The following is a 26497-nucleotide window of genomic DNA, read 5'->3' as shown; positions in this document are numbered from 1 at the left end:
AAAATCCGAAACCATAGGGCTTCGGATTTACACCTGAAAAATCAGATTTTTACTCTTTATATTCGCCCATCTTGCTGTACTTGTCCATTCTCTTGGCGACAAGCTCAGTTGTTGATAAGTCTTTTAACTCGTTAAACGATTTTAAAATATATTCTTTAACCGTTTTGAATGTCGTTTCTTTATCGTAATGCGCTCCACCTAGTGGCTCAGGAATCACATCATCTACCAATTTTTGTTTTTTCATATCGGTAGAAGTCAACTTCAAGGCTTCAGCCGCTTTTTCTTTGAAGTCCCAACTTTTCCATAAAATCGAAGAACACGATTCCGGAGAAATTACCGAGTACCACGTGTTTTCCAACATGAATACACGATCACCTACACCAATTCCTAACGCTCCACCCGAAGCCCCTTCTCCAATAATTATACAGATTACAGGCACTTGTAAACGGGACATTTCAAAAATGTTTCGAGCAATCGCTTCCCCTTGTCCGCGTTCTTCTGCTTCCATTCCGGGGTAAGCTCCTGGTGTGTCAATAAAGGTAATTACAGGTACGCCAAACTTCTCAGCCATTTTCATCAAGCGCAATGCTTTGCGGTAGCCTTCTGGATTGGCCATACCAAAATTACGGTATTGACGCATTTTGGTGTTGATTCCTTTTTGTTGCCCAATCAACATAAACGATTGACCACCAATTTTACCTAAACCACCAATCATCGCTTTGTCATCTTTGAAGTTACGATCTCCAAATAATTCAAGAAATGTTCCGTCGGTTAAATTGGTAATGTACTCTAACGTATACGGACGATTGGGATGACGTGATAGTTGCACACGTTGCCAAGCCGTTAAGTTTTTATAAATTTTCTTCTTGGTTTCTTCTAATTTTTTCTCGATCTGCTTGCAGGTATTGGTGACATCCACATTGGATTCCTGACCGATTAGCTCACATTTTTCAAGTTGGTCTTCCAACTCTTTAATGGGAAGCTCAAAATCTAAATATTCCATAGAATACGAGGTTTAGTAATAGTTCGAACTACAAAGATATAGCTTTCCTTTTTCTAGGAAAATAAAAAATAGGGATAAGTTTTAAACAAAAAAGTTAGTTGACTGACTTTCGGGACTTTAACCAACCGTTTGCGATAACGGTGAGCAAGATGATTATAGCGCCCAAATAAAAGGTGCCGCTCATGGTTTCGGTTTGTTCAAACAATAGCATGGCCAAAATGATACCGTACACCGGCTCAAGATTTATGGTCAACATAACCGTGTACGCATCCAAAACACGCAATAATGCGGTTGAGGCAATCATAGCAAAAGCGGTACAGATCGAACTTAGAATCAACAAATAACCCAAGTCTGATAAGGAAATTTGAAAAAATGATGAAGTGAAACTTCCAGAAAAGCCTAATAAAAGAGAGAAAAACAATACGCCGCCAATCAATTCAAATAATGAAATGACCACAGGTTCGTGATGGATCACAAATTTTGTATTGATAATGGCAAAAGAAGCCGATAAAAATGCCGATACTAAAGCCAAAACGATACCTTCAACAAATCGGGTTTCCACATTAAATATTAAGGCTAAACCCGCCACTACTATCAATCCAAATACGATTTCATAGCCTACAATTTTCTTTTTACTGACCAAGGGTTCGATCAACGAGGTGAAAAAAGCACCGGTGGACAAACAGGCCAAAGTAACCGAAACATTGGATACTTTAATCGCTTTAAAAAAGGCAAACCAATGCAGCGCAATGACTACTCCCGCCAATAAAAACATGGGGATTTGCTGGATTGAATGGCGCCAATCCATTTTTTTGTAGACGATATAGCCCCAAATGAAAAATACGGCGAACAGCATTCGAAACCAAACCAACGACAAAGCTTCCAAGGAAATCAATTTGCCAATAATCGCGGTAAAGCCCCAAATAAAGACTATAAAATGTAAAAGTAACTGACTGCGTAGTTTATCGTTTGGCATTCCGAAGTAAATAGATCGCTAAGATACCAAAAATCACATTGGGTAACCACACTAAAATAATGGGTGGCGCACTGGCTTTTTCTGCCATTACCCCAAATACTTTGTCCATGAAGATAAAACCAAAGGCAATCACAATTCCGATTACCAAATTAATTCCCATTCCGCCACGTCGTTTCATCGAAGATACTGCAACGGCAATCACAGTAAGAATAAAGGCTGACAAGGGCACACTGTATTTTTTATACAACACTACCAAATACACATTGATGTTGCTTGACCCGCGTTGTTTCTCTTTATCAATAAATTTTACCAAATCAAAATAATTCAGCGTTTCAGCGATATAGACTACCGGAGTAAGTTCGTCCACCTCAAAAGGAAAAACGGTGTCTTTTTTCATCCCGATTTCGATTTCATCCCCAAAGGCTCCCACCTTTCTTTTTTTGTAATCAAATAAGGAATAGGTGCTATCTTTTTCATTGAATTTAATTCGCTCCGCTGTGATTTTATATTTCAATCGATCGCCTTCAAAGCGCTCTATGGCAAATTTAAAACCCATTTTGGAATCGGGATTGTAGGTGCTTACATACACGTATTCATTTTCACTAATTTGGCGAAAGACATCGGAGTTATCCCGCATTTCGTTTTGTCCGTTACCAATTAAATAGGTATAACGGAAAGTTTTAAATCCTTCACTGGCTTTGGGCACCAAGAAAAACCCCATCAATAAAGCAAAAATAGACACTATAGTTGCCCCAATAATGTAGGGTTTGAGGAAACGTTGAAAGGAAATTCCCGAACTTAAAATCGCGACCACTTCGGTGTTGTTGGCCAACTTTGACGTAAACCAAATGATGGATAAAAACAGAAATATCGGGAATAATAAATTGGCAAAGTAAATCGTGAAATCGACATAATACTGCGCAATAGCGGAGAAAGGCACCCGATTTTCAATCATCTTGTTCACTTTCTCAGCCACGTCGATGGTGATTCCGATTGGAATAAACAACAACAACATGGTGACAAACGTCATCAAGTACCGCTTCAATATGTATTTGTCGATAATTTTCATCAGAGACGCTGACTCATTTGTTGGACCATTTTATCTTTCCACACGCGGAAATCACCTGCGATAATATGTTTTCGCGCTTCACGCACCAACCACATATAGAATCCTAAATTGTGAATGGTTGCGATTTGCTTGCCCAAATATTCATTGGCTGCAAACAAGTGACGAAGGTACGCTTTGGAATATTCAATATCCACAAAGGTAATTCCCATTTCGTCAATCGGAGAAAAATCATCTTCCCATTTTTTATTCTTGATATTGATGACACCGTTAGCCGTAAACAACATTCCGTTGCGGGCATTACGGGTGGGCATTACACAATCAAACATATCAATCCCTAACGCTATATTTTCCAAAATATTGATCGGTGTTCCCACGCCCATTAAATAGCGAGGTTTGTCTTTGGGTAAAACAGCGGTAACTACTTCAGTCATCGCGTACATTTCCTCTGCGGGTTCGCCTACAGATAATCCACCAATGGCGTTTCCTTCAGCACCAACATTTGCAATGTATTCGGCCGACATTTGGCGTAAATCTTTGTACGTACTTCCTTGCACAATAGGGAATAAAGTTTGCTCATACCCATATTTTGGTGGAAGGGTTTTCAAATGTGCCACACAACGATCCAACCATCGGTGGGTCATGTGCATACTGCGTTTGGCGTAGCGGTAATCACAAGGATAGGGCGTACATTCGTCAAATGCCATAATGATATCGGCACCAATAGTACGTTGGATTTCCATGACATTTTCGGGAGAGAAAAAGTGGTAAGAACCGTCGATGTGCGACTTGAACTTCACGCCTTCTTCCTTGATTTTACGATTGGCTGAAAGCGAATACACTTGGTACCCGCCGCTATCGGTTAAGATGTTGCGGTCCCAATTCATGAATTTGTGCAACCCTCCTGCTTTTTCCAAGATATCCAACTGCGGACGCAAGTACAAATGATAGGTATTTCCTAAAATAATATCGGGATTGATATCGTCTCGGAGTTCGCGTTGATGTACTCCTTTTACAGAGGCTACCGTTCCTACGGGCATAAAGATGGGCGTTTCAATCACACCATGATCTGTGGTAATTTTCCCAGCACGGGCTTGGGATTGTGGATCGGTATGTAAGAGATCAAATTTCATGGAATCGTATTTCAGCCGACAAAGATACTTTTTTTTGGAGAAGTGCGGTAGGGATTATGATTTCCTTAATTAGACAATGAGTCGATGTGGCAATGAGACAATGTGGCAATGTGGCAATGTGAAAATTGATAGAATGCACCAAAGGATGTTTTTAGAAGGATTGCGTGAGGGATGAAAGTGGAAAGCCCACAGCGCGGAGGCACGACAAGCGCGGACTTGCAACGGACAGCCCGACCCCGCTGCAGGTAGACTGAATTGAGAATAAGAGCTCGTGGCGGGGGCACGCCAAAAAAATTATGAATTATGAATTTTTATTGAGGAATTAGTGCGTTTTAAGATTTGTATAACCCGCAGAATCGGTGTACTTTTGTGCCACACAATAATTCATTTACAATGTCTAACATTCAACAACTACACGATTTTACAACACAAGTTCGTCGCGACATCCTTCGCATGGTACATGCTGTAAATTCGGGTCACCCGGGAGGTTCTTTGGGCTGTGCCGAATTTTTAGTTTGTCTTTACCAAGAATTGATGGAGCGCAAAGAAGGATTTGATATGAACGGAATTGGGGAAGATATTTTCTTTTTATCCAACGGTCATATCTCTCCGGTTTTTTACAGCGTTTTAGCGCGCAGTGGCTATTTCCCAGTATCGGAATTGGCGACATTCCGCAAACTCAATTCACGTTTACAAGGTCACCCGACAACGCATGAAGGCTTACCGGGTATCCGCATGGCCTCGGGTTCGCTAGGTCAAGGTTTATCCGTGGCTATTGGTGCGGCGGAAGCTAAAAAACTTAACAAAGACAACAAACTCGTCTATATCTTAACCGGTGACGGTGAGTTACAAGAGGGACAAAATTGGGAAGCCATCATGTATGCTTCTGCCAAAAAAGTGGATAATTTAATTGCTACGGTAGATTACAACGGTCAACAAATTGACGGTTCGACCAACGATGTTATGTCTTTGGGTAATTTACGTGCAAAGTTTGAAGCGTTCGACTGGGACGTTTTGGAAATCAAAGAAGGAAACAACATTGAAGCGATTTTAGCGGGGATGAAAGAAGCCAAAGCCAAGACAGGTAAAGGCAAACCCGTAGCCGTTTTATTGTATACTGAAATGGGGAATGGAGTTGACTTTATGATGCACACGCATGCTTGGCATGGTAAAGCACCCAACGACGCACAATTGGAAAGCGGTTTGGCACAAAACCCAGCAACTTTAGGTGACTATTAATCGGCAGAATCTCATGAAAAAATACGAAAATACAGGAAGTAAAGATACCCGCTCCGGATTTGGAGCTGGGATGACCGAATTGGGTCAGACAAACGAAAATGTAGTCGCTTTATGTGCCGATTTAATTGGCTCGCTAAAGTTTGATGATTTCAAAAAAAATCACCCGGAGCGCTTTTTCCAAATTGGAATTGCTGAAGCCAACATGATTGGTATTGCGGCGGGAATGACCATTGGTGGAAAGATTCCATTTACGGGAACGTTTGCCAATTTCTCCACCGGACGTGTGTACGATCAAATTCGTCAATCGGTAGCGTACTCGGATAAAAATGTAAAAATCTGTGCTTCGCATGCGGGATTAACGTTGGGCGAAGACGGTGCAACTCACCAGATTTTAGAAGATATTGGGTTGATGAAAATGCTTCCGGGCATGACGGTAATCAATACATGCGATTATAACCAAACAAAAGCGGCAACCATCGCCTTGGCAGATCACCACGGTCCGGCCTATTTGCGTTTTGGTCGTCCGGTAGTGCCGAATTTCACTCCTAGCGACGAACCTTTCATTATTGGAAAAGCGATTTTGTTGAATGAAGGAACGGATGTAACCATTATTGCTACTGGCCATTTGGTTTGGGAAGCTTTAGTGGCAGCAGAAACTTTGGAGGCGAAAGGAATTTCGGCCGAAGTGATCAACATTCACACCATCAAACCGTTGGATGAAGAAGCGATTTTGAAATCGGTGGCCAAAACCGGTTGTGTGGTTACGGCAGAAGAACACAATATGTTGGGCGGTTTGGGCGAAAGTGTAGCCCGTACCTTGAGTTTGAACCATCCTGCTCCCCAAGAATTTGTTGCGGTACAGGATTCGTTTGGCGAAAGTGGTACTCCTGAACAATTGATGGAGAAATATGGCTTGAACAGCGCTTCAATTGTGGCCGCTTGTGAAAAAGTAATGACTCGAAAATAATTCGATGACAGGTATACAAAAAAGGCTCCCTATGCGGAGCCTTTTTTATTGATTGTCACTTTGGGTATGTAGAGAAAGACTAGTATGTTTCTCTACATATCCAACGTGCAAAAAAAAAGGAACACTAATGTGTTCCTTTAAACTGAGCCGATGGAGGGACTTCCCGAATCCACTGCGTTCCTCGGGATAAACTTCTCGTCCTAGATGAAATAAAAAAAGGAACACAATTGTGTTCCTTTTAAACTGAGCCGATGGAGGGACTCGAACCCACGACCTGCTGATTACAAATCAGCTGCTCTAGCCAGCTGAGCTACACCGGCGGTATTCAGTGGTGCAAATATAAAAGTGAAATTTAATTCTCCAAAATTATTTGACCACTTTTTTGGAAAAAAATTTGCTTATAATGCGTTGATTTTATCAACCAATTGATTAGCAGTTGCTTCCAATGCTGTATTAATTTGCTTGAAATGTGCTTTTTTATTTTCCACATTTTTAGCATTTACTTGGGTCATTAAGTCGTCAAAAGCCACTAACGCCTCAGTAATAATCATTTGAGTCGGTTCGGTAGGTTTACCTGCAGTTGTCATTTCCAATAAATAAACCGCTTCGATGATATCACCCAATACGTAGTTAATGTCTTTTTTTAAGTTTCTTACACTTGCCATAACGCGTTGTATTTTTAAATTTTGTGCAAAGTTAAGGATTATCTTCGGATTGGAGTTAGGAAATTGTGATTTCTAACAATTCGGCATTTCCCTCTAACTGAACTGGTCCGAGACCTGCGGGGAGTAAGACCGTCATTCCCTTTTTGATTTCCATTGTTCCCTCAGCATACTTTAGTTCCGCAACTCCTTCAACCACCATCAGAACGGTAAAGGTTTCATCGGATTGGTTTACCACTGCATTACCTTGAAGAGGCAAAAGTGCTGTAGTAAAGTAGGGACAATCGACCATGACATTGGAAGTATTGGTTACTTGACTGTAGGTTTTTTTACTTGCCGTTTTTTGATAATTGATGGCATCCAATGCCAATTCTGTATGCAATTCCCGCAAATTACCTTGGTCATCGCGTCGATCAAAATCGTAGATACGGTACGTAATATCCGAAGTTTGTTGAATTTCAGCAATTAACGCACCCGCACCGATGGCATGAACTGTTCCCGTTTCCAGAAAGAAAACATCGCCTTTTTGTACGGGATGTTTTTCCAACAAATCAACCACTTGATGATTATCTACTGCTGCTTGATAGGCTTGCAAATTGGAATCTTCTTTAAAACCTACGATTAATTCCGTGCCCGAATCCGCTTGCATCACGTACCACATTTCGGTTTTACCAAAAGAATTGTGCCGTTCTTTGGCTAAAGCATCATTGGGGTGAACTTGAATGGATAAATCCTCGCGCGCATCAAGAAATTTAAATAATAACGGAAATTGCGTTCCAAATTGGGCGACCACTTTCTTTCCTAAAACCGCTTCTGGGTTGGATGCCACTACAGCATTCAAATCGTTTCCGGCTAAAACGCCATTGGCCACCACGCTTACATCACCCGGCACGGTTGAGAGCTCCCAACTTTCTCCTGAGATTTCTGAAACTATAGGTTTGTGTAAAAGGTCGCGCAATTTTGTTCCGCCCCAAATGCGTTCTTTGATAATGGGTTCGAATAACAAAGGATACCAATTCATAGATAAAATATAATGGGCAAAAATAAAGGGTTTATTGCATTCCCCCTAAAAAAAGAGGTTAAACCTTCTTTTTCAAAAAAGCCAAAGCGCGTTCCATATGGCCGCTTCCGCTGATAGAGTCAAAGATATAATGTACTTTTTGATCCAAACCAATCACGTAGGTAGCACGACCCTCAACAAATCCTAGCAAATCATTGGGCACACCAAAAAGTCGGCGAATTGTTTTTTTGGTATCGGCTAAAAGAATAAAGGGCAATTGAAATTTGGATTGAAATTTGACATGGGAAGTTACCCCATCCGAACTCACGCCAATTACTTCAGCACCGAGATCCGTAAAATCTTGATAGGCATCGCGAAAGGAACAGGCTTGGGTAGTACAACCGGGCGTGTCGTCTTTGGGATAGAAATACACGACCAACCATTTTTTACCAAAATAATCTTGGGTATCAAATGCATTCCCATTGGAATCAATGCCTGAAAAATGAGGAACCGTATCGCCGACTTTTAATGCCATATTATTCGCCTTTATAGGTTACAAAATTGCGAGGCGTTTCATAAAGTACAATTCCTAAATCCTTATCAATAGCAATATGTGGTCGCAATTTATTCCAAATCACAACCGCTATATTTTCTGCTGTTGGATTCAGTTCTTGAAATTCAGGCACATCCAAATTAAGATTTTTATGATCAAAAGCGTCTTCCACCAAGGATTTCACTAGATCAGAAATGATTTTCACATCAATCACATAACCCGTTTCGGGATCGATTTCACCCGTAACCGAAACGATCAATTCATAATTGTGCCCGTGGAAATTAGGGTTATTGCATTTGCCAAAAACCAAATCATTTTGTTCCATCGTCCAATCTTTTCGATACAAACGGTGGGCGGCATTAAAATGTGCTTTACGAGAAACGGTGACGCGCATGATTATAATTTGTGATCTTCTAAATAATGATAAAATTCGTCAAATATGATTTTAAACCATACGGTATAAAGCTCCGGTTGGTTTTTCATGTCTTCTCTAATTGTTTCAATATCCATCCATTTCCAACTTTCCACCTCATCCGGATTAATATTGGGTTCGCCATTGTAATACCCTATCATCACATGATCCAATTCATGTTCAGTCAAGCCATTATCAAAAGGCGCTTTATAAATAAAATGAAACAGTTCTTTTAAGTCGGTGACAAACCCCATTTCTTCTTCCAATCTTCGCTTTCCGGCTTCCAAATTGGTTTCACCAGCCCGCTGATGGCTACAACACGTATTGGTCCATAACAATGGAGAATGGTATTTATGATGGGCCCGTTGTTGGAGCATGACTTCATTTTTATCATTTAAAACAAAAACCGAAAATGCGCGATGCAAAACGGCTTTCTCATGGGCTTCCAACTTATTCATAAGGCCAATCGGCTCGTCGTTGGTATTGACTAATATTACTTGTTCCTCTTTCATAATGTATGGTCGTGTTCAAAAATACAATAATTATTGGGGATATGAGGGAAACAAAAAAGAACAACCGTTAAACTTTCCTTAAACCCAATCCGCAAGTAAACTAAACTACATTTTAAAACGTAAATCCTATTTAACTTTGTAGCACTAAGAACGACAATCTATGAAATCACTGTATTATTTTGTAACATTGTGTATGCTTTTCACACTAACAGCTTGTGGTCAGTCCCAACCCAAAAAGTCGAAAGCATTCAAAAATTCAACCATGGAAAATGTAATTCAAAAACCGGAAAATCCCTACTATTCAAACACTGATACGGCCAAATTGACCTTAACAGATGCTGAATGGAAAAAAGTTTTACCACCGGATTTGTATGAAGTGGCGCGACACGCGGACACGGAACGCGCATTTACAGGTTCGATGTGGAAAAGTGAAACCAAGGGTACTTATTATTGTGCTGCCTGTGGTAATAAATTATTTCGTTCCAATCAAAAATTTGTAAGCAGCTGTGGCTGGCCCAGTTTTTTTGAACAAGACAACCCAAAAAGCATTTGGTTTCGCCCTGATAACTCTTACGGCATGCAACGTGTTGAGGCGTTATGCAGCCGTTGTGATAGTCATTTAGGTCATTTATTTGACGACGGTCCCGAGCCAACTGGCAAGCGTTATTGCATGAATGCCGTATCGTTGGATTTTGTTCCCGATGCTGCTGAAATTGCTGCACAACAAAAAACGTTAGTTTTTGGAGGCGGTTGTTTCTGGTGTATGGAAGCCGTATTTAGTGAGATGCATGGGGTTACAAAAGTCACTTCAGGATATGCTGGAGGTACTGTTGAAAATCCGTCGTATGAGGAAGTTTGCACGGGACGAACCGGTGCTGCTGAAGTAATCGAGATTGTTTATAATCCGAATGAAACCAATTTGGACGAATTGTATCAAGTCTTTTTCACCCTACATGATCCAACTACGCTCAATCGCCAAGGTGCCGATGTAGGTACTCAATATCGTTCGGTTATTTTTTATCAAAATGAAGATGAAAAAAAAGAAGCGCAATCGTTGATTGACGAACTGAATTACAAACATGTTTATCCCAATAAAATTGTCACTACGCTGGAACCCTTAAAAAAATTCTGGCCTGCTGAAGATTATCATCAAGGATATTTTAAAAACAACAAAGACAAACCGTATTGTCAGTTGGTTGTTCGTCCAAAAGTTGAAAAATTCGAAAAAGTATTTAAGGATTGGAAGAAAAATAAAGAAGCCCATTAATTTGGGCTTTTTTTATGCTAACGATTCCGCAATTTTTAACGCACATTTTTCTCCATCAATGGCGGCAGAAATGATACCGCCTGCATACCCTGCTCCTTCCCCACAGGGATACAATCCTTTGATTTGCAAATGTTCTAACGTATAAGGATCACGCGGGATACGAACGGGTGAGGATGTCCGACTCTCAGGTGCATGCAAAATGGCATCATTGGTAAAATAGCCCTTCATAGATTTTTCAAATTGCACAAACCCTTCGCGCATGATTTGGGTTAGAAACGAAGGGAAAACTTCGCCCAATTCAACCGATGTCGTTCCTGGAACATAAGACGTTTTTGGAATTTCGGCCGATACTTTCTTTTGGGAAAAATCCACCATTCGTTGAGCAGGCACTTTTTGGGTTTGACCCGCCAAACGAAAAGCACGTTGTTCAATATCTTTTTGAAATTCCATTCCGGCTAAAGGGCCAAACTTGGCATAAGGTTTAAAATCTTCTAACCGCAATTCGACTACAATCCCTGAATTGGCGGTAGCTTGATCGCGTTTGGAAGGCGACCAACCGTTGGTTACTACTTCTCCCGGACTCGTGGCACAAGGTGCAATAACGCCTCCCGGACACATGCAAAACGAATACATGCCGCGGCCGTTGACTTGCTTCACAATGGAATACGGCGCGGGTGGAAGGTAATCACCGCGGAAATCACAGGAATATTGTATTTGATCAATCAAGGTTTGTGGATGCTCGGCGCGCACACCTAGTGCAAAAGGTTTGGCTTCGATTAGAATTTGTTTTCGATCCAACAACTCAAAAATATCCCGTGCCGAATGTCCCGTTGCTAGAATTATTTTTTTCGCTTCAATGCGTTGTCCATTCTGGAGTTCGACCCCTTGCACTTCATTACTCGAAATCAAAATATCAGTTACCCGGGATTCAAACAACACTTCACCTCCAAAATGGATAATGGCTTCGCGAATATCTTGAATAATTTGGGGGAGTTTATTCGTGCCAATATGCGGATGCGCTTCCACTAAAATTTCGGGAGAAGCACCAAATCCAACTAAAAGACGAAGAATGCGATCTACATCGCCCCGTTTTTTGGAGCGGGTATATAATTTACCATCCGAATAGGTTCCGGCACCGCCTTCGCCAAAACAATAATTGGAATCCTCATCGACAATATGATCTCTGTTGATGGCTTTCAAGTCGCGTCGACGACCGCGCACATCTTTGCCCCGTTCAATAACAATGGGTTTCAGTCCCAATTCGATTAATTGTAAAGCAGCAAACAATCCCGCAGGTCCCGCACCTACCACAATCACTGGGGTTTTGTGGGTTACGTTGGGATAGTCGGGCAAGTGAACTTCTGTGTTTTCGATCACTTCGCCTTCAAAATATACAATAGCTTTGAGGTTGATTTTGATAGCACGTTGACGCGCATCAATACTTCGTTTCAAAACATGGACAAATTGAATCTCCGCTAAAGATACATGCATCATTTGAGCAACCTGTTTTTTCAACAAATCGGGTTGAGCGGCTACTTCGGGCGTGACTTGAAATTGAAGTTCTCTGGGCATGGCGCAAAAGTAGTTCTTTTATTTTTTTTGAAAAACTTAATTCTGAGCTGTATCAAAAGCCAATAATGCAAAGGATGCCAACCAATGTTCGCCTTCATAATTGCCGTCAACTATGGCGGGTAATGAAAAATTTAGATGACTTTGGGCTAATGCTCTCAAATGACCAAGTTCTTTGGGGAAAGCATGAGCTAAACGGTATAAATTCCAGGCCCGACTAAAATTTAACCCATCCAAATGAACCAAATGACCGTCGGTGCGATCACTCACTTCACCAGGTGCCCAAGTATAATTTTTACGAAATAAATCGGGAGCAAAAGCCTTCAACCACTTCAAAAAAGTTTTCGGCTCCAAAATGCGTTGCATCAACCCGATTTCTTCCATACACGGCGAGAGGAAATCGGTTCCACTGGGTTCCCAAGCGAATGGACAATTTTGATCATTTAAAAATAACCGTAAAGCAGTATTGTGAAGACATTGCTGTAATTCAAGATTGTTGGAATAGACAGCATAATCCCAAGCCAATGCCATCCCGAAAGCCGTATTGGTGTGGGTTCCTACACGTAAGGCATAGTTTAATTTGGGCAAAAACTCGATATAGCGTTCACACAACAATTGGGTTAAGGGTTTTAGATTTTTGGCTAATTCCAATAAAACAGGATCCTTACTTAGTTCCAATTCCATTTGCAATTTTAATTCCCATGCCCAACCGTAAGTGCGCTCGTAGGATTTTTCATGTTTTTTGGATAAATAGGCAATCTCGGCATCAATGTTGGCTTTGCTTAAATTAGTTTGCAATTTTTCAAGAATGAGATTTCTATTCTCTAAAGTTGAAAAATGATTGAGCAAGTACACCAAACTCCAATGCCCATGAACGGAAGAATGCCAATCAAAACAGCCATAAAAGGCAGGATGCAATTGTTTGGGCGAGCCTAATTCTGAAGCATCAATCAACATCTGACTCAACTTATTGGGAAACTCTTGTTGAAGACATTTCAAGGGCAAACGCGCCAATCCATTAGCGCGATCCAGTGTTAATTCCTGTGCCTTAAGTGTGACTAAATTAAATAGAATTAGGAATAAAATTGCTTTTTTCATCGATCAGAATTTAAAGTAAAGATACTGTATTCCATAAAAAAGGTCGGAGATTATCCGACCTTTCCTAAGAAAATTGATTTATAGATTTATCGTTTGATAAATTTCATCGTTGAAGTCCCCGTTGTAGTTTTCACTTGAACTAAATACAATCCAGCGGCCAAATCATTTACAGGTACGGATTCCATAGCTGTTTTTACTTGTCTAACCAATACCCCATTTGTATTATAAATCAAAATGGATTGGATGTCGAGTTGATTGGGATTTTGAATAAATAATTGATCATTTACAGGATTGGGATAAATTGCAAAATCTGCATTTTCATTTTGATTTACACCCAACGCTACAGCACTTTCCATATAATCAGGAGTTCCGTTGGCATTGGTATCATCATCTGCAGGATTTCCATTCCCATTGTAGTCTTCTAAATAAGTTAGAACACCATCTCCATCATCATCATTATCCAAATAATTGGGCGTTCCATCATTATCCGTATCTAACGCCACATTTACTGAAGTTGTAGCCGAATTAGTTTTGGGGAACACATATTCTAAATTGGTTAAAATCATATCCCCGTCATCGTCATTGTCACTGTAATTTGGAATACCATCGGCATCGGTATCGTCATTGGCCAAATTAGTATCAGCATTTAAATCTTCTAAATCAGTGGGCACTGAATCATTATCCACATCAATTGTACAATCAATAGCTTGAAGTGTAACAGCTTTTATCTGTCCATTATAAACTGCATAAATCACTTGGTTTTGGGATAAAGAAGTATAAAACGGTCCTGTAATCGCATTTGTCTGTGCTCCTGCATCTGCCATAGTGGGATATAGATTTACTGAAGATGGATTGGAGGGAAATAAATCATTTTGAATGACAGCGACATTGAAATCGCCAATTCCATCATTGTTGGGGTCACACAAAACATAACTATAATTGGCATAATAACCAGGACGACTAAAGCGCCAGGCTTCATGATATGCGGACCAAAAACCGGTATTTCTTCCCGCAGGTGAGATTCCGTTAGCTCCAGAAATGTCAATCAAACCCGTCACGGTACGACCTGCATTAGCATTGGCACAAGCTTGTTTATCGATTAAGATAACATCAATAATATTGGACGTTTCATGCAATACAATCTGAAAAGTACTGCGCATGGATGAACAAGCAAATAGTGCATTTTGATAATAATACACTACAAATTTGCGATAGGGAGCTGTTCCATATACCGTATACCCAATAAATCCGCCTGTGGTGTTGTACAAATCTTGATACGCACCTAAAATGGAATTTTTAACTGGAAAAGCGGTATTCGGGATAGTTGTAGAAAAAGAAAATGGTGAATACATGTTGGCACTTGAACTTCTCAAATCCACATAACCATTAGTACTTATAACCACTTGATTGTAGGTTGCTCCATAATAATCAAACGAAAAAGGCAATGTAATAAGACCTGAACACATATCATCACTGGTATTCAAGTTGGTCATCGAACCTTGATACGGCACATAAGGAATGGAATTCACTGCGTAATTCCCTTGTGCATTTCCATTATTTACGCCTAACAACATAAACAATGCAATTAAAATGTAATTTTGCTTCATAATTTTAGTTTGTTTAATCAAACATACAAAAAAAATCATAAACTCTGATAATTAGCTGTTTAATGAATCGAAAAATAAAACTCATTTGGGATTTTCGGGGTCCCGTTGCTGCAAAAACAGCGGAACATCACGAAATTCATTTGAAAGAATATATCATCCTTGAAAAACTCCCTTTGAACATTACTGGATTTAACATCCTAAATGAAATGCATGCCATCGCATTTATGGTAGTGGAAGAAGCCCAAATGATAGCGGTGCGAGACGCCTTGAAACCGCATCGGGGCGAAGTGTATGAATGAAAAATTATGAATTTTAAATTATGAATTATGAATTATACGTAGAACCTGTCGTTTGGCAGGTTTTATTATTCAACATTGGCAGGTTTTAATTTAGGGTTGAACCGAGCACAATTCGCGTGAGGGACAGTCGTGGAAAGCCCACAGCGTAGGGTACCGAAGCGAGGACTTGTAACAAATGGCCCGACCCGTAGGGGCACGCCCAAAAATTATTTTGAATTGTGAATTTTAAATTAAAAATTAAAAAAAACCGCAACTCAATTGCTTGAATTGCGGTTCCAAACCATGTGCGTAGTTTGTGCCTAATTGGCCACTTCGCTGATGAATTTGATGCGCATCAACCGAAGCTCTTCAATATCGTAATCGCCATCAAATTCGCGCAGGGCATCTTCGATACGATCGGTTTCTGAATCCATAAAATACTCGTGAATTTCTTCTTGCTGGTCTTCGTCTAGAATTTCGTCAATCCAATAGCCAATATTTAATTTGGTCCCCGAGTACACGATTTGCTCCATTTCTTTCAATAAAGCATCCATATTCATTCCCTTGGCCGAAGCAATATCGTCTAAGGAAAGTTTACGGTCGATATTTTGTATGATGTATAACTTGTTGGAAGAATTGGCTCCCGTTGATTTTACCACCAAATCGTCGGGACGAATGATGTCGTTGTCTTCTACATAACGGGCAATCAATTCCACAAATTCTTTTCCGTATTTTTTGGCTTTTCCTTCCCCTACTCCATGAATATTGGTGAGTTCGTCAATCGTGATTGGATATTTCAACGCCATGTCTTCCAAAGAAGGATCTTGGAACACCACAAATGGCGGTACGCCCAATTTTTTGGCTACTTTTTTTCGCAATTCTTTCAACATGCCCATCAACGCTTCATCAGCAGTCCCCGTGGATTTGGCTGCGGCAACGATAGTATCGTCTTCGGCTTCACTGTACTCATGGTCTTCCGACATGAGGAATGATGATGGCTTTTCAATGTAAGCATGACCGGCTTCGGATACTTTTAAAATGCCATAGGTTTCGATGTCTTTGTTTAATAAACCATCGACCAACACTTGGCGAATTAACGCCATCCAATAGCGTTCATCAAAATCACTACCACATCCAAAAAACGGTTGAGTATCGGTTCGATGCGCCTTTATGGTAGCATTGACACGACCAATTAAGGTAAATACAATTTCTTTGGATTTGTATAAATGTTTGGTGTCGCGCACCACTTCCAACAGTTGTTTAACTTGATCTTTGGCTTCGACTTTCGATTTGGGATTGCGAACATTATCATCCATGTCGGCACCTTCACCGGTTTCTGAATCAAACTCTTCCCCGAAATAATGGAGTAAAAATTTACGGCGGGACATCGAAGTTTCGGCATACGCCACTACTTCTTGGAGCAATGCATAGCCGATTTCTTGTTCGGCTACGGGTTTACCCGCCATGAATTTTTCTAACTTTTCTACATCTTTATAGGAATAGTAGGCAATACAATGTCCTTCGCCTCCATCACGACCGGCACGACCGGTTTCTTGGTAATAACTTTCTAAGGATTTCGGAATATCGTGGTGAATAACAAAGCGCACATCGGGCTTGTCAATGCCCATTCCGAAAGCGATAGTAGCCACCACAACCTCAACATCTTCCATCAAGAACATGTCTTGGTGTTTGGCACGGGTTTTAGCATCCAAACCGGCATGATAGGGAACTGCACTAATGCCATTCACCTGTAAGACTTGGGCGATTTCTTCTACTTTTTTGCGACTCAAACAATAGACAATTCCCGATTTTCCTTTGTTTTGTTTGATGAATCGAATGATGTCGGCCTCAACGTTTTTTGTTTTGGTTCGAACTTCATAAAACAAATTCGGACGATTAAACGAAGCCTTGTACACCAACGCATCCGTCATGTCCAGATTTTTTAATATATCTTCCTGTACTTTGGGAGTTGCCGTAGCGGTCAAACCAATTACTGGAATATTTCCTAATTGTTTAATAATCGATCGTAAGTTTCGGTATTCAGGTCGGAAATCATGACCCCACTCCGAAATACAGTGGGCTTCATCGATGGCCACAAAAGAAATGGGAACGGATTGTAAAAACTCCACATATTCCTCTTTGGTGAGCGACTCTGGAGCCACATACAACAACTTGGTGACACCTGTAGTAATATCTTTTTTAACCTGATTGATTTCCGTTTTATTCAACGAAGAATTTAAGACGTGAGCCACACCTTCAGCCGAAGATAAACTGCGAATAGCATCTACTTGGTTCTTCATCAAAGCAATTAATGGAGAAACAACAATAGCCGTCCCCTCTTGAATCAAGGCCGGTAATTGGTAGCATAAGGACTTCCCGCCACCGGTGGGCATAATCACAAATGTATTCTGTTTATCGATCACACTGCGTATCACTTTCTCCTGCAATCCTTTAAACTGCGAGAAACCGAAATACTTCTTTAACGCTTCGTGGATATCAATTTCGTTTGAATTCATTCTTTAGTTAAGGGTATTTTTATCTAAATTTGCAACCATAAATATACAACAAACTTCTGTACGTACAAATTTTATAACATTTCATTTTGATAACGAAAGAAGCCATCCTTACTAGCGCAAAACGGACACTTTTATCTGAAAGTGCATCCATCGCGAAACTGACTGATTTTATTGACGATACCTTTGCCACGATAGCCGAACTCATCTACCAATCCAACGGACGATTGGTGGTGACCGGAATTGGAAAAAGTGCCATTATCGCACAAAAAATAGTAGCCACTTTAAATTCAACCGGTACACCCGCTTTATTTTTACATGCTTCGGAAGCGATTCATGGCGATTTGGGCATGGTGCAACCGGGCGATCCCATCATTTGCATTTCTAAAAGTGGCAACAGTCCAGAAATCAAAGTCTTGGCTCCATTACTCAAACGCAATGGCAATACATTAATTGGCATGACGGGTAATCCTGAATCGTATTTAGGAAAAGAGTCGCATTACATTCTCAATACGTGGGTGGCCGCTGAATCCGATCCGAATAATTTGGCGCCAACCAATAGTACGACAGCACAATTGGCGATGGGAGATGCTTTGGCCGTTTGTTTGATCGAAATGCGGAATTTTTCTGCGGAAGATTTTGCTATGTACCATCCCGGTGGTGCTTTGGGAAAAAAATTATTATTGAAAGTCAATGACCTACTTGAGGCGAGTCGCCGACCTGAGGTTCGCCCCGACACCAGCATCAAAAACGTCATTGTCTCCATTTCGGAAGGACGTCTTGGCGTAACAACTGTGGTTGAAAATCAAAAAGTTGTAGGCATTATCACCGACGGTGATATTCGTAGAATGTTGAATAAAACAGAAACAATCACCGGATTGACGGCACAAGACATCATGTCGGTCAACCCTAAACATATTCAATCTGACACTTTGGTTGTGGATGCCTTAAATACAATGGAAAATTATGCCATTACCCAATTAATTGTCGTAGATGAAGGAGAATACAAAGGCGTAATCCATTTGCATGACATTTTAAAAGAAGGAGTCGTATAATGGCATCAAAAGCAAAAAAAGACATGTCCTTCATGGAACATTTGGAGGAGTTGCGTTGGGTTTTGGTGCGGAGTACCTTGGCCGTTATTATCATGGCCATAGTAGTGTACTTCTTTGAAGATTTTGTATTTGACACATTGATCTTCGGACCTACAGACCCCAACTTTATCACCTACCGACTATTTTGTGAAGCCTCGCATTATGTGGGATTTGCAGAAAGTATTTGTATCACCGAACTCAATTTTGTGATTCAAAACACGGTCATGGAAGGGCAGGTCAATGTCTTTATCTGGATCTGTATTACGGCCGGTTTTATCTTGGCTTTCCCCTATATTTTACTGCAGTTTTGGAATTTTATTGCGCCAGCGTTGTACGAAAAAGAACGAAAAAATGTCAAGGTCTTCATTTTTATCTCTTCTTTACTCTTTTTCATAGGCGTTTTATTTGGCTATTTTGTGATTGTTCCTATGACACTCAATTTCTTGGCGACCTTCTCAATTAGTGATGTGGTCAAAAACGAGTTCAATTTGGAATCCTACATAAGCATGATCAAAACTTCAGTGATTGTCAGCGGATTGTTTTTTGAATTGCCTGTCATTATCTATTTCCTTACCAAATTAGGAATTGTTACTGCTGGATTCTTGCGTAAATACCGAAAGTATGCGATTGTTATCGTATTAATTATAGCGGCTATTGTCACGCCACCTGATGTGGTGAGTCAAGTGACTGTAGCTATCCCAATGTTATTAGTGTTTGAAGCCAGTGTAATCATAGCGGCTTTGGTTGAAAAAAGGAAAAAAGCATGAGTAATTTAGTCGAAGAATTCAACGATTACCGTTCGCGCATGAACGAAAAATTATTGGCCGATAACAATTTGGTCATTAAACGTATTTTTAATTTGGATACCAACGCCTACAGTGCGGGTGCTTTGGATGTGAAAACCAAAGAACTTTTGGGTCTTGTTGCTTCAGCGGTTTTACGTTGTGACGATTGCATCAAATACCATTTGGAAACTTCATACAAAGAAGGCATCACGCGGGAAGAAATGATGGAAGCGATGGGTATTGCTACTTTAGTGGGCGGTACTATTGTCATTCCGCATTTGCGAAGAGCTTACGAGTTTTGGGAAGCGCTTGAAGAAACGGGAAAATAATCATTTAACAGCGTATTGGCAGTTATGCATTGAAAAAATGTAGTATTTTGCCTCTCAAACTGAACGTACCATGAAATTACGTGCCGATCATTTAATCAAAACCTATAAAAAAAGAACCGTTGTAAAGGGGATTTCTGTGGAAGTGAACCAAGGTGAAATTGTGGGCTTACTGGGTCCGAATGGCGCCGGAAAAACTACATCGTTCTACATGATTGTGGGATTGGTCAAACCCAATTCGGGGAATATCTATTTGGATGATTTGAACATCACGGATTATCCTATGTACAAACGCGCCCAACACGGAATTGGGTATTTGGCACAAGAAGCTTCTGTTTTTCGCAAATTGAGTGTGGAAGACAACATCATGAGTGTATTGCAATTAACCAATTTGACCAAAGAACAACAGGAAGCCAAAATGGAGAGCTTGTTGGACGAATTCAGTTTGCAGCACATCCGTACGAACCGAGGCGACTTGTTGTCGGGTGGTGAGCGTCGTAGAACTGAAATTGCACGTGCATTGGCAACTGACCCTAAATTCATCTTATTGGACGAACCATTTGCGGGAGTTGACCCTGTAGCTGTAGAAGATATCCAACGCATTGTAGCGCAGTTGCGCAATAAAAATATTGGGATTTTAATCACCGACCATAACGTACAAGAAACCTTGGCGATTACCGACAAAACCTATTTGATGTTTGAAGGCGGTATTTTGAAAGCAGGTATTCCCGAGGAATTGGCCGCTGATGAAATGGTTCGAAAAGTGTATTTGGGACAAAACTTCGAACTTCGTAAAAAGAAATTGGAATTTTAAATTCTCTCGAATATAGCAGTTTTGCGTGAAGGATTGCAGCAAGTACCCACCGGACGTTAGGGAGGTGCGTACTGCGGAAAGCCTGACCCCGTTTATACATACAAGAAAAAATATAGAGAATTACTAACGGGGGCACGCCCAAAATATTTTTATATGAAAAAATGGGATGACGCGACTTTAAAACGTTGGAAAGAAGACCCCAACCACTGGAAATGCGGCGGCTTATTTTACTACAATCCTGAGGATCCACGCCTATTCCCGCCGAAACCAATAGAATGGATGGGCTGGACAATTAATTTTGCCAATCCGAAATCGGTGATTGCTTTTGTGGTGATTGTAGGAATTGTGCTCGGACTAATCGCTTTGATTTAATTAATTTTTGGTGAGGTACCCCAACATTTTCGGCGTTCCGTTGTAGAGATTGACATCGACTTTTTCTGGGATTCCGTTGACCAGCCCTTTTTCTGAAAACTGCCAAAACAGCCAATCCGATTGCATTTCTTCAGCAAAGAAATTGTAATTCGCGACCCAAAAAGTGTAGGCCGAAAATTCTTCTTTTAAAAAATCTTCGTAATATTTTTGACCCGAATACAGTATGGGTTTGACGCCGTAATGCTTTTCCACGGCATCGAGCCATTTTTTCAACCCAACTTTCAATCGCGTCATGGATTGGTTGGAGGGAAGTTGTTCAATATCCAAAACAGGAGGCAAATCCCCATCTTTTAAGTGCACCGTTTTAATAAAGCGTCTTGCTTGTTCCAATGAATTTTCATCGGGGCGGTAATAATGATAGGCACCGCGAATAAACTTTTTGGCTCCTTTCCAGTTGGCGTCGAATCGGTTATCCTCGCGGTCGTTGCCACAAGTAGCCCGTACAAACACAAAACGAATGGGTCGGCTTTCAATCGAATCCACCGCTTCCCAATCGATTTCCCCCTGGTATTCGGACACATCGATGCCCGCGGACAAGTTGGGGTGGTTTTGAAAAATCTGGTAAATACGGGCTTGCGCGACTTTATCTTCTTTGAGTGTGTGGCGGGATTTGAAACTAAAATAGTAGAGAATAGCATTTTTATAATGCACGGCAGTCGCTAAAATCACGAGACTGATTAGACCAATCAACAAGAGTTTTCCCCATGAAAATCGGGTAGCTGTTTTGCGTTTTGGGGAAGCTTTTTTTCGGGCTCGGGTCGCCATGCAAGAGGTGTTTTTAAGCTAACTCTTTTTTTGAAAAAATAGTATTCAATACTGAAAGTAACACGTAAGACACGATAATCAAGGGTACGGCTACGACTTTTAACAAGACAATTAAGGCTACTGAAAACAACACAAATCCGATTTGGAGTTTGTATTTGGCTATGCTAAAATTTTTGATTTTTAGGGAAAATAACGGAATTTCAGCATTCATCACGAAAGCACTCAGCACCGTAATGGCTAACAACACATATTTATTGACCAACAAATCGCCCCAAAATGTATCGCCTTGGTACTGCAATACTAGGGGCAAACTCATGATAAACAAGGTATTGGCAGGTGTTGGTAATCCGATAAACGAATCGCTTTGACGGGTATCGATATTGAAATTGGCCAAGCGATAACAAGCGCCTAGTGTAATGATAAAACCGAGATACGGTAAGTAATCGGCTAACGGCATGTGAAAGGTCATTCCGCTCAACAAATACACCATGGTATAACCGGGTGCGACACCGCTAGTCACCATATCAGCGAGGGAATCCAATTGCACACCCAACGGACCAGCTACGCCAAATTTCCGAGCGAAAAATCCGTCGAAAAAGTCGAAAAAGATACCGAGGCACACAAAATAAAAGGCATATTCAAAATTAAAATCAGACACCAAAACGATGGCAATACAACCGCAGAAAAGGTTTAACAGTGTGAGTAGATTCGGAATATGCTTTTTCACCGACATGAAATTAAATTTAAAACACAAAGGTAGTACAATAAGTGAATGTACAAACACGTTTAGAAACAGAGTTTTCGACAGCCTTGTGCTTGGATTACCCTCCTAAATTGCTATTTTTGAAAAAAAATTGACCTTGAAAAAAGTATTGCTATTCCTACTTTTGTTGCCGACAGCATTTCTCACGGCGCAATCGGTGCGCAAGTATTCCAATGAATTCATGAACATTGGTGTCGATGCGGCTGCTTTTGGTATGGCCAATGCGATGGTCGCACAAACCCAAGATGTCAATTCGGTGTACTGGAATCCGGCGGGATTAGTGCATTTAGAAGACGGACAAGCCTCGTTTATGCACGCTAATTATTTTGCCAACATTGCCCAATATGACTTTGCGGCCTATGCCCAACCCATTGATACGGAAAGTGCTTGGGGAATCTCGATGATGCGATTTGGGGTTGACGACATTCTTAATACAACCCAATTAATTGATAGTGAAGGTAATATTGATTACAACCGCATTAGTAAATTTTCAACAGCGGATTATGCGCTGACTCTTTCTTACGGTCGAAAGTTAAAAATCCCCGGATTTCAATACGGCGTAAATGCCAAGGTCATTCGAAGAATCATCGGTAATTTTGCCAATTCTTGGGGTTTTGGATTTGACGCCGGTTTGCAATGGGATCGCGATAATTGGAATTTCGGGTTGATGGTACGGGACATTACCACTACGTATAATGTTTGGGCTATCAACGAAGAAGAATACAACAAAATCAAAGGAGCAGTTGCGGGTCAGAATCAAGATTTGCCCGAAAGTACGGAAATCACGGCTCCCAAAGCCCAGTTTGGCGTTTCTCGAGAATTTGATTTGCATAACGAAACCTACTTGCGCGTTTCGGGTAATTTGAATATGCAGTTTACCAAAACGAATGATTTGTTGGCGACAGACATTGTGAGTATTGATCCGGCGATTGGCGCGGAATACAATTATACCGACTTGATTTTTGTTCGTGCAGGTTTAGGCAATTTCCAGAATGTTACCCAAATTGACGGCAGTAAAAAAATTGGTTTTCAACCGAACATTGGTATTGGTTTCAAATACAAAGGCATCCAGGTGGATTATGCGTTGACCGATTTAGGCGACCAAAGTGCGGCGTTGTATTCCAATATATTTTCTGTAAAAGTTGACTTTAGTATCTTCCGATAATATGGTAAAAAAACTACTCTTTTTTCTCTTCCCTATTCTTTGTTGGTCCCAAATGACACCGCTTTCGGAACAGGCCAAAGTGAGTATTTTAACGTGTGGCCGTGGGGACGAATTGTATACTACTTTCGGTCATACGGCGATTCGAGTACAAGATACTATCAATCATTTAGACATTGTGTACAACTATGGCATGTTTGATTTTAGTACGCCCAATTTTTACGCCAAGTTTGTCAAAGGGGATTTGCAATATTTCGTGGCCGCATGCTCGTTCCCCGATTTTTTGATGGAATACCAAATGACAGAACGGGAAGTTATCGAACAAACATTGGCACTCCCCCAACCCAAAGTGCAAGAACTGTTTGAAACATTGAACGCTTCATTGTACTCTGAAGATCGGTATTATACTTATAAATTCATTGACCGAAATTGCACAACGATGGTTTATGAAAAAATCAATGCCATCCTAGGGAAACCGCTCTTAAAAAAGGTAGACGACACTTCGATTTCCTACCGCCAATTGTTGTATCCCTATTTTGACAATCATTTTTATTTCAAATTGGGCATCAACATCATTTTTGGAGCAAAAACGGACGCCAAAGCAGAGAAGATGTTTTTACCTATTGAATTACTCCACAGTTTGAACCAAAACCAATGGCAAGGAAAATCCTTAGTGTCGGCCCAAAAAACATGGGTAAAAGGGCAACCTTTACCTATGGTCAGTTCATTTTTCAATAGTATTTGGTTGGTAGTAGTGGTGTTATTGTTGATTGCTTTATCCCGAAAAAGCTTTGTGTACAATACCTATTGGATCGTAAGCGGATTATTAGGTACTTTTTTGTGTATTGTAGGCTTGTATTCCCAACATGAAGAAGTGTTATGGAACTACAATGCGTTATTGTTTAATCCGTTATTTCTTCTTTTACCTTTTATTAAAAAAGGAGCTTTACGTAGTAAACTGATCATTGCCGGATTGGTTTCTTTGTTGCTTTATGGTGCTTTTATGTTTAATAAGCCCCATTTATTGCTGATGTTACCGTTTATTGGCACGCACTTGTTCATGTTGCGCTACATGATTCGCAACGAGCGCAATCAATTATTGTCCTCTGTAGAATAAAACGGTACTCGCCGTTTTGATCACAATATTGATATCCATAAAAATACTGCGGTGTTTGATGTAATACAAGTCGTATTGCAATTTCACCAAACTATCATCGATAGAATCGCCGTAGGTATAATTCACTTGAGCCCAACCGGTTAATCCGGGTTTTACCACATGACGGGTTTCATAGAACGGCATGTTTTCAGCAATTTGTTGGACAAAAACGGGGCGTTCTGGACGTGGACCAATAATCGCCATGTCGCCTTTTAGAATATTGATAAACTGTGGAAATTCGTCCAAACGGGTTTTGCGCATGAACTTCCCAAACAGGGTAATTCGTGTATCATTTGCTGTGGTAAAAACGGCACCATTGGCTTCCGCATTTTTTACCATGGTTCGAAATTTATAGATGCGGAAAACTTCTCCATTCTTTCCTACACGATCTTGGGTATAAAATAGTGGCCCGCGGTTACCTATCAGATTTCCGAGCAAGATGATAGGAAAAAAAACGAATCCTAACATGAGTCCGAACACCGAAAACAAAACATCAAACAATCTTGAAAACAAAAGATACAAATGATTTTGATTGCTTCGACTGAAAGGGAAATAGCGGTAAAAATCACGGGAAACGTATTGAACTGGAATCCGTTTGGTACTTTCTTCATACACTTGGGTATACTCCCGAATGGTGATTCCGTTTTCCAACATATGGATGAGTTGGTTGTACAGATTTACTGTGATACCGTCTGTTTTTTGCGAAGCAATCACCAATTCAGAAATGGGATTACGGCGTACAAATTTTTCCAATTCATCAATGGGAATGGAACGAATAGGATTTGACTTTTGACTGACATTCGCTGTGCCATCTGAATTAACAAAGGCGATAAATTTATAGTGAGGATCTGCATTTTCAATTCCCGACACCAATTCTGTTAATTGATCTTGATCACAAACTAATATGGCTTTTTTGATAAAACGATGGGAGGCCAAAAAAGAAACATAAAAGAAGCGCCAAACCACTAAAGTGAAAAATAAAGTCAGAAAGAAAATAATGATTTGGATTCGATTGGAAGGCAGTTCAGGAGTATAGATTGGGGTTAATAAATACACCAAAACTGTTGTAAATGTGGTCAGTACAATACTTTTAGTAATTTGAAATTGATTACTCGCGACTTGTAGATTATACATTTCAAAAACTGATCCGAAAATATTGATATAAATACCTAAAACGACTACCCAATAAAGATTGTCCTCTGATAAGGTAAAGTATTTAAAATCAAAAATAGAACTCACACTGTACAGTGCCAGCAGCACCAACAATACATCAAAAAGGCGCAATAGAATCTTGCGTTCTGAAACCTCAAAATGTATTTTCTTGTTACTGTTCATCGTCCTATCA

At 40.5% G+C, this 26497-nt stretch carries 27 protein-coding genes and 1 tRNA gene; 11 read left to right on the top strand and 17 right to left on the bottom strand.

Annotated features, from left to right (window positions below; translation table 11 throughout):
- Positions 1-49: 49 nt before the first annotated feature.
- The 4 genes from OLM45_RS06540 to tgt form a co-directional block, all read right to left on the bottom strand.
- Complete coding sequence (locus OLM45_RS06540) at positions 50-1003, bottom strand: acetyl-CoA carboxylase carboxyltransferase subunit alpha (RefSeq protein WP_129461792.1); 954 nt, start codon at positions 1001-1003, stop codon at positions 50-52.
- A 94-nt stretch (positions 1004-1097) separates the two neighbouring features.
- The gene (locus tag OLM45_RS06535; protein ID WP_264509208.1) at positions 1098-1979 is read right to left on the bottom strand and encodes a DMT family transporter; all 882 of its coding nucleotides are present in this window, start codon (positions 1977-1979) and stop codon (positions 1098-1100) included.
- Positions 1966-3051: an LptF/LptG family permease gene (locus tag OLM45_RS06530; RefSeq protein ID WP_264512940.1), complete on the bottom strand. Its 1086-nt coding sequence runs from the start codon at positions 3049-3051 to the stop codon at positions 1966-1968. Before OLM45_RS06530 ends, OLM45_RS06535 begins: the two co-directional genes overlap by 14 nt.
- Complete coding sequence (gene tgt / locus OLM45_RS06525; protein ID WP_264509207.1) at positions 3048-4178, bottom strand: tRNA guanosine(34) transglycosylase Tgt; 1131 nt, start codon at positions 4176-4178, stop codon at positions 3048-3050. The genes OLM45_RS06530 and tgt overlap by 4 nt, the downstream gene beginning before the upstream one ends.
- 393 nt (positions 4179-4571) lie before the next feature.
- Between tgt and OLM45_RS06520 the strand changes: the two genes are divergently transcribed.
- Together OLM45_RS06520 and OLM45_RS06515 are read left to right on the top strand one after the other, a co-directional pair.
- Complete coding sequence (locus OLM45_RS06520; RefSeq protein WP_264509206.1) at positions 4572-5417, top strand: transketolase; 846 nt, start codon at positions 4572-4574, stop codon at positions 5415-5417.
- 13 nt (positions 5418-5430) lie between these two features.
- Complete coding sequence (locus OLM45_RS06515; protein WP_264509204.1) at positions 5431-6384, top strand: transketolase family protein; 954 nt, start codon at positions 5431-5433, stop codon at positions 6382-6384.
- A 246-nt stretch (positions 6385-6630) separates the two neighbouring features.
- Here OLM45_RS06515 and OLM45_RS06510 read toward each other — a convergent pair.
- The 6 genes from OLM45_RS06510 to idi all read right to left on the bottom strand — a co-directional run bounded on the left by OLM45_RS06510 (position 6631) and on the right by idi (position 9523).
- Positions 6631-6704 (bottom strand) — tRNA-Thr (locus OLM45_RS06510).
- Between the two features lie 78 nt (positions 6705-6782).
- Positions 6783-7049: a hypothetical protein gene (locus OLM45_RS06505; RefSeq protein ID WP_129461798.1), complete on the bottom strand. Its 267-nt coding sequence runs from the start codon at positions 7047-7049 to the stop codon at positions 6783-6785.
- A gap of 55 nt (positions 7050-7104) precedes the next feature.
- Complete coding sequence (locus OLM45_RS06500) at positions 7105-8067, bottom strand: type I phosphomannose isomerase catalytic subunit (RefSeq protein WP_264509203.1); 963 nt, start codon at positions 8065-8067, stop codon at positions 7105-7107.
- Positions 8068-8125: 58 nt separating this feature from the next.
- Positions 8126-8581 carry a peroxiredoxin gene (locus OLM45_RS06495; RefSeq protein ID WP_129461800.1) on the bottom strand — a complete coding sequence of 152 codons (456 nt, stop codon included), beginning with the start codon at positions 8579-8581 and terminating at the stop codon, positions 8126-8128.
- 1 nt (position 8582) lies between these two features.
- Positions 8583-8993 (bottom strand): 6-pyruvoyl trahydropterin synthase family protein, encoded by a 411-nt coding sequence (locus OLM45_RS06490; protein ID WP_264509201.1) that lies wholly within the window; start codon positions 8991-8993, stop codon positions 8583-8585.
- A 2-nt stretch (positions 8994-8995) separates the two neighbouring features.
- A complete protein-coding gene (idi, locus tag OLM45_RS06485; protein WP_264509200.1) occupies positions 8996-9523 on the bottom strand; it encodes an isopentenyl-diphosphate Delta-isomerase in 528 nt (175 codons plus the stop codon).
- A 160-nt stretch (positions 9524-9683) separates the two neighbouring features.
- On the opposite strand from idi, the gene OLM45_RS06480 reads away from it, so the two are divergent.
- Complete coding sequence (locus OLM45_RS06480; protein ID WP_413614174.1) at positions 9684-10790, top strand: bifunctional methionine sulfoxide reductase B/A protein; 1107 nt, start codon at positions 9684-9686, stop codon at positions 10788-10790.
- A gap of 12 nt (positions 10791-10802) precedes the next feature.
- On the opposite strand, the gene OLM45_RS06475 is transcribed toward OLM45_RS06480, so the two are convergent.
- The 3 genes from OLM45_RS06475 to OLM45_RS06465 form a co-directional block, all read right to left on the bottom strand.
- Positions 10803-12362 carry an NAD(P)/FAD-dependent oxidoreductase gene (locus tag OLM45_RS06475; RefSeq protein ID WP_264509199.1) on the bottom strand — a complete coding sequence of 520 codons (1560 nt, stop codon included), beginning with the start codon at positions 12360-12362 and terminating at the stop codon, positions 10803-10805.
- Between the two features lie 36 nt (positions 12363-12398).
- Positions 12399-13457 carry a DUF2891 domain-containing protein gene (locus tag OLM45_RS06470; protein WP_264509198.1) on the bottom strand — a complete coding sequence of 353 codons (1059 nt, stop codon included), beginning with the start codon at positions 13455-13457 and terminating at the stop codon, positions 12399-12401.
- A gap of 86 nt (positions 13458-13543) precedes the next feature.
- A complete protein-coding gene (locus OLM45_RS06465) occupies positions 13544-15064 on the bottom strand; it encodes a T9SS type A sorting domain-containing protein (protein ID WP_264509197.1) in 1521 nt (506 codons plus the stop codon).
- Positions 15065-15126: 62 nt separating this feature from the next.
- On the opposite strand from OLM45_RS06465, the gene OLM45_RS06460 reads away from it, so the two are divergent.
- The gene (locus OLM45_RS06460; RefSeq protein WP_264509196.1) at positions 15127-15363 is read left to right on the top strand and encodes a hypothetical protein; all 237 of its coding nucleotides are present in this window, start codon (positions 15127-15129) and stop codon (positions 15361-15363) included.
- A gap of 299 nt (positions 15364-15662) precedes the next feature.
- Here the strand turns inward: OLM45_RS06460 and recQ are convergent, their stop codons facing one another.
- Positions 15663-17858: a DNA helicase RecQ gene (recQ, locus tag OLM45_RS06455; RefSeq protein WP_264509194.1), complete on the bottom strand. Its 2196-nt coding sequence runs from the start codon at positions 17856-17858 to the stop codon at positions 15663-15665.
- A gap of 86 nt (positions 17859-17944) precedes the next feature.
- On the opposite strand from recQ, the gene OLM45_RS06450 reads away from it, so the two are divergent.
- The 5 genes from OLM45_RS06450 (at position 17945) to OLM45_RS06430 (ending at position 21246) form a co-directional block, all read left to right on the top strand.
- Positions 17945-18910 carry a KpsF/GutQ family sugar-phosphate isomerase gene (locus OLM45_RS06450; protein ID WP_129461811.1) on the top strand — a complete coding sequence of 322 codons (966 nt, stop codon included), beginning with the start codon at positions 17945-17947 and terminating at the stop codon, positions 18908-18910.
- Positions 18910-19716, top strand: a complete 807-nt coding sequence (gene tatC, locus OLM45_RS06445) for a twin-arginine translocase subunit TatC (RefSeq protein ID WP_264512900.1) — start codon at positions 18910-18912, stop codon at positions 19714-19716. The genes OLM45_RS06450 and tatC overlap by 1 nt, the downstream gene beginning before the upstream one ends.
- Positions 19713-20063 (top strand): carboxymuconolactone decarboxylase family protein, encoded by a 351-nt coding sequence (locus OLM45_RS06440; protein ID WP_129461813.1) that lies wholly within the window; start codon positions 19713-19715, stop codon positions 20061-20063. Before tatC ends, OLM45_RS06440 begins: the two co-directional genes overlap by 4 nt.
- A 70-nt stretch (positions 20064-20133) precedes the next feature.
- Positions 20134-20874: an LPS export ABC transporter ATP-binding protein gene (gene lptB, locus OLM45_RS06435; protein ID WP_129461814.1), complete on the top strand. Its 741-nt coding sequence runs from the start codon at positions 20134-20136 to the stop codon at positions 20872-20874.
- Positions 20875-21027: 153 nt separating this feature from the next.
- A complete protein-coding gene (locus OLM45_RS06430) occupies positions 21028-21246 on the top strand; it encodes a DUF5808 domain-containing protein (RefSeq protein WP_264512898.1) in 219 nt (72 codons plus the stop codon).
- Here OLM45_RS06430 and OLM45_RS06425 read toward each other — a convergent pair whose 3' ends face one another.
- The gene (locus OLM45_RS06425; protein ID WP_264512896.1) at positions 21247-22071 is read right to left on the bottom strand and encodes a glycoside hydrolase family 25 protein; all 825 of its coding nucleotides are present in this window, start codon (positions 22069-22071) and stop codon (positions 21247-21249) included. It abuts the gene before it with no gap.
- A gap of 13 nt (positions 22072-22084) precedes the next feature.
- Positions 22085-22804, bottom strand: coding sequence for a CDP-alcohol phosphatidyltransferase family protein (locus OLM45_RS06420; RefSeq protein WP_264512894.1), 720 nt, complete (start codon positions 22802-22804; stop codon positions 22085-22087).
- Positions 22805-23015: 211 nt separating this feature from the next.
- Here OLM45_RS06420 and OLM45_RS06415 point away from each other — a divergent pair, with 211 nt between their 5' ends.
- Complete coding sequence (locus OLM45_RS06415; RefSeq protein WP_264512936.1) at positions 23016-23999, top strand: PorV/PorQ family protein; 984 nt, start codon at positions 23016-23018, stop codon at positions 23997-23999.
- A gap of 1 nt (position 24000) precedes the next feature.
- On the top strand, positions 24001-25113 hold the full coding sequence (locus OLM45_RS06410) for a DUF4105 domain-containing protein (RefSeq protein WP_264512892.1): 1113 nt from the start codon (positions 24001-24003) through the stop codon (positions 25111-25113).
- Here the strand turns inward: OLM45_RS06410 and OLM45_RS06405 are convergent.
- Positions 25093-26487 (bottom strand): sugar transferase, encoded by a 1395-nt coding sequence (locus tag OLM45_RS06405; protein ID WP_264512890.1) that lies wholly within the window; start codon positions 26485-26487, stop codon positions 25093-25095. The two genes, OLM45_RS06410 and OLM45_RS06405, sit on opposite strands and share 21 nt — an antisense overlap.
- Between the last annotated feature and the right edge of the window lie 10 nt (positions 26488-26497).

Source organism: Flavobacterium sp. N1719, assembly GCF_025947045.1.
In the GTDB taxonomy this organism is placed as follows: Bacteria; Bacteroidota; Bacteroidia; order Flavobacteriales; family Flavobacteriaceae; genus Flavobacterium; species Flavobacterium stagni.
Note: the sequence above shows the minus strand (reverse complement) of the source record. Positions and strands in the feature narration are given on the sequence as shown.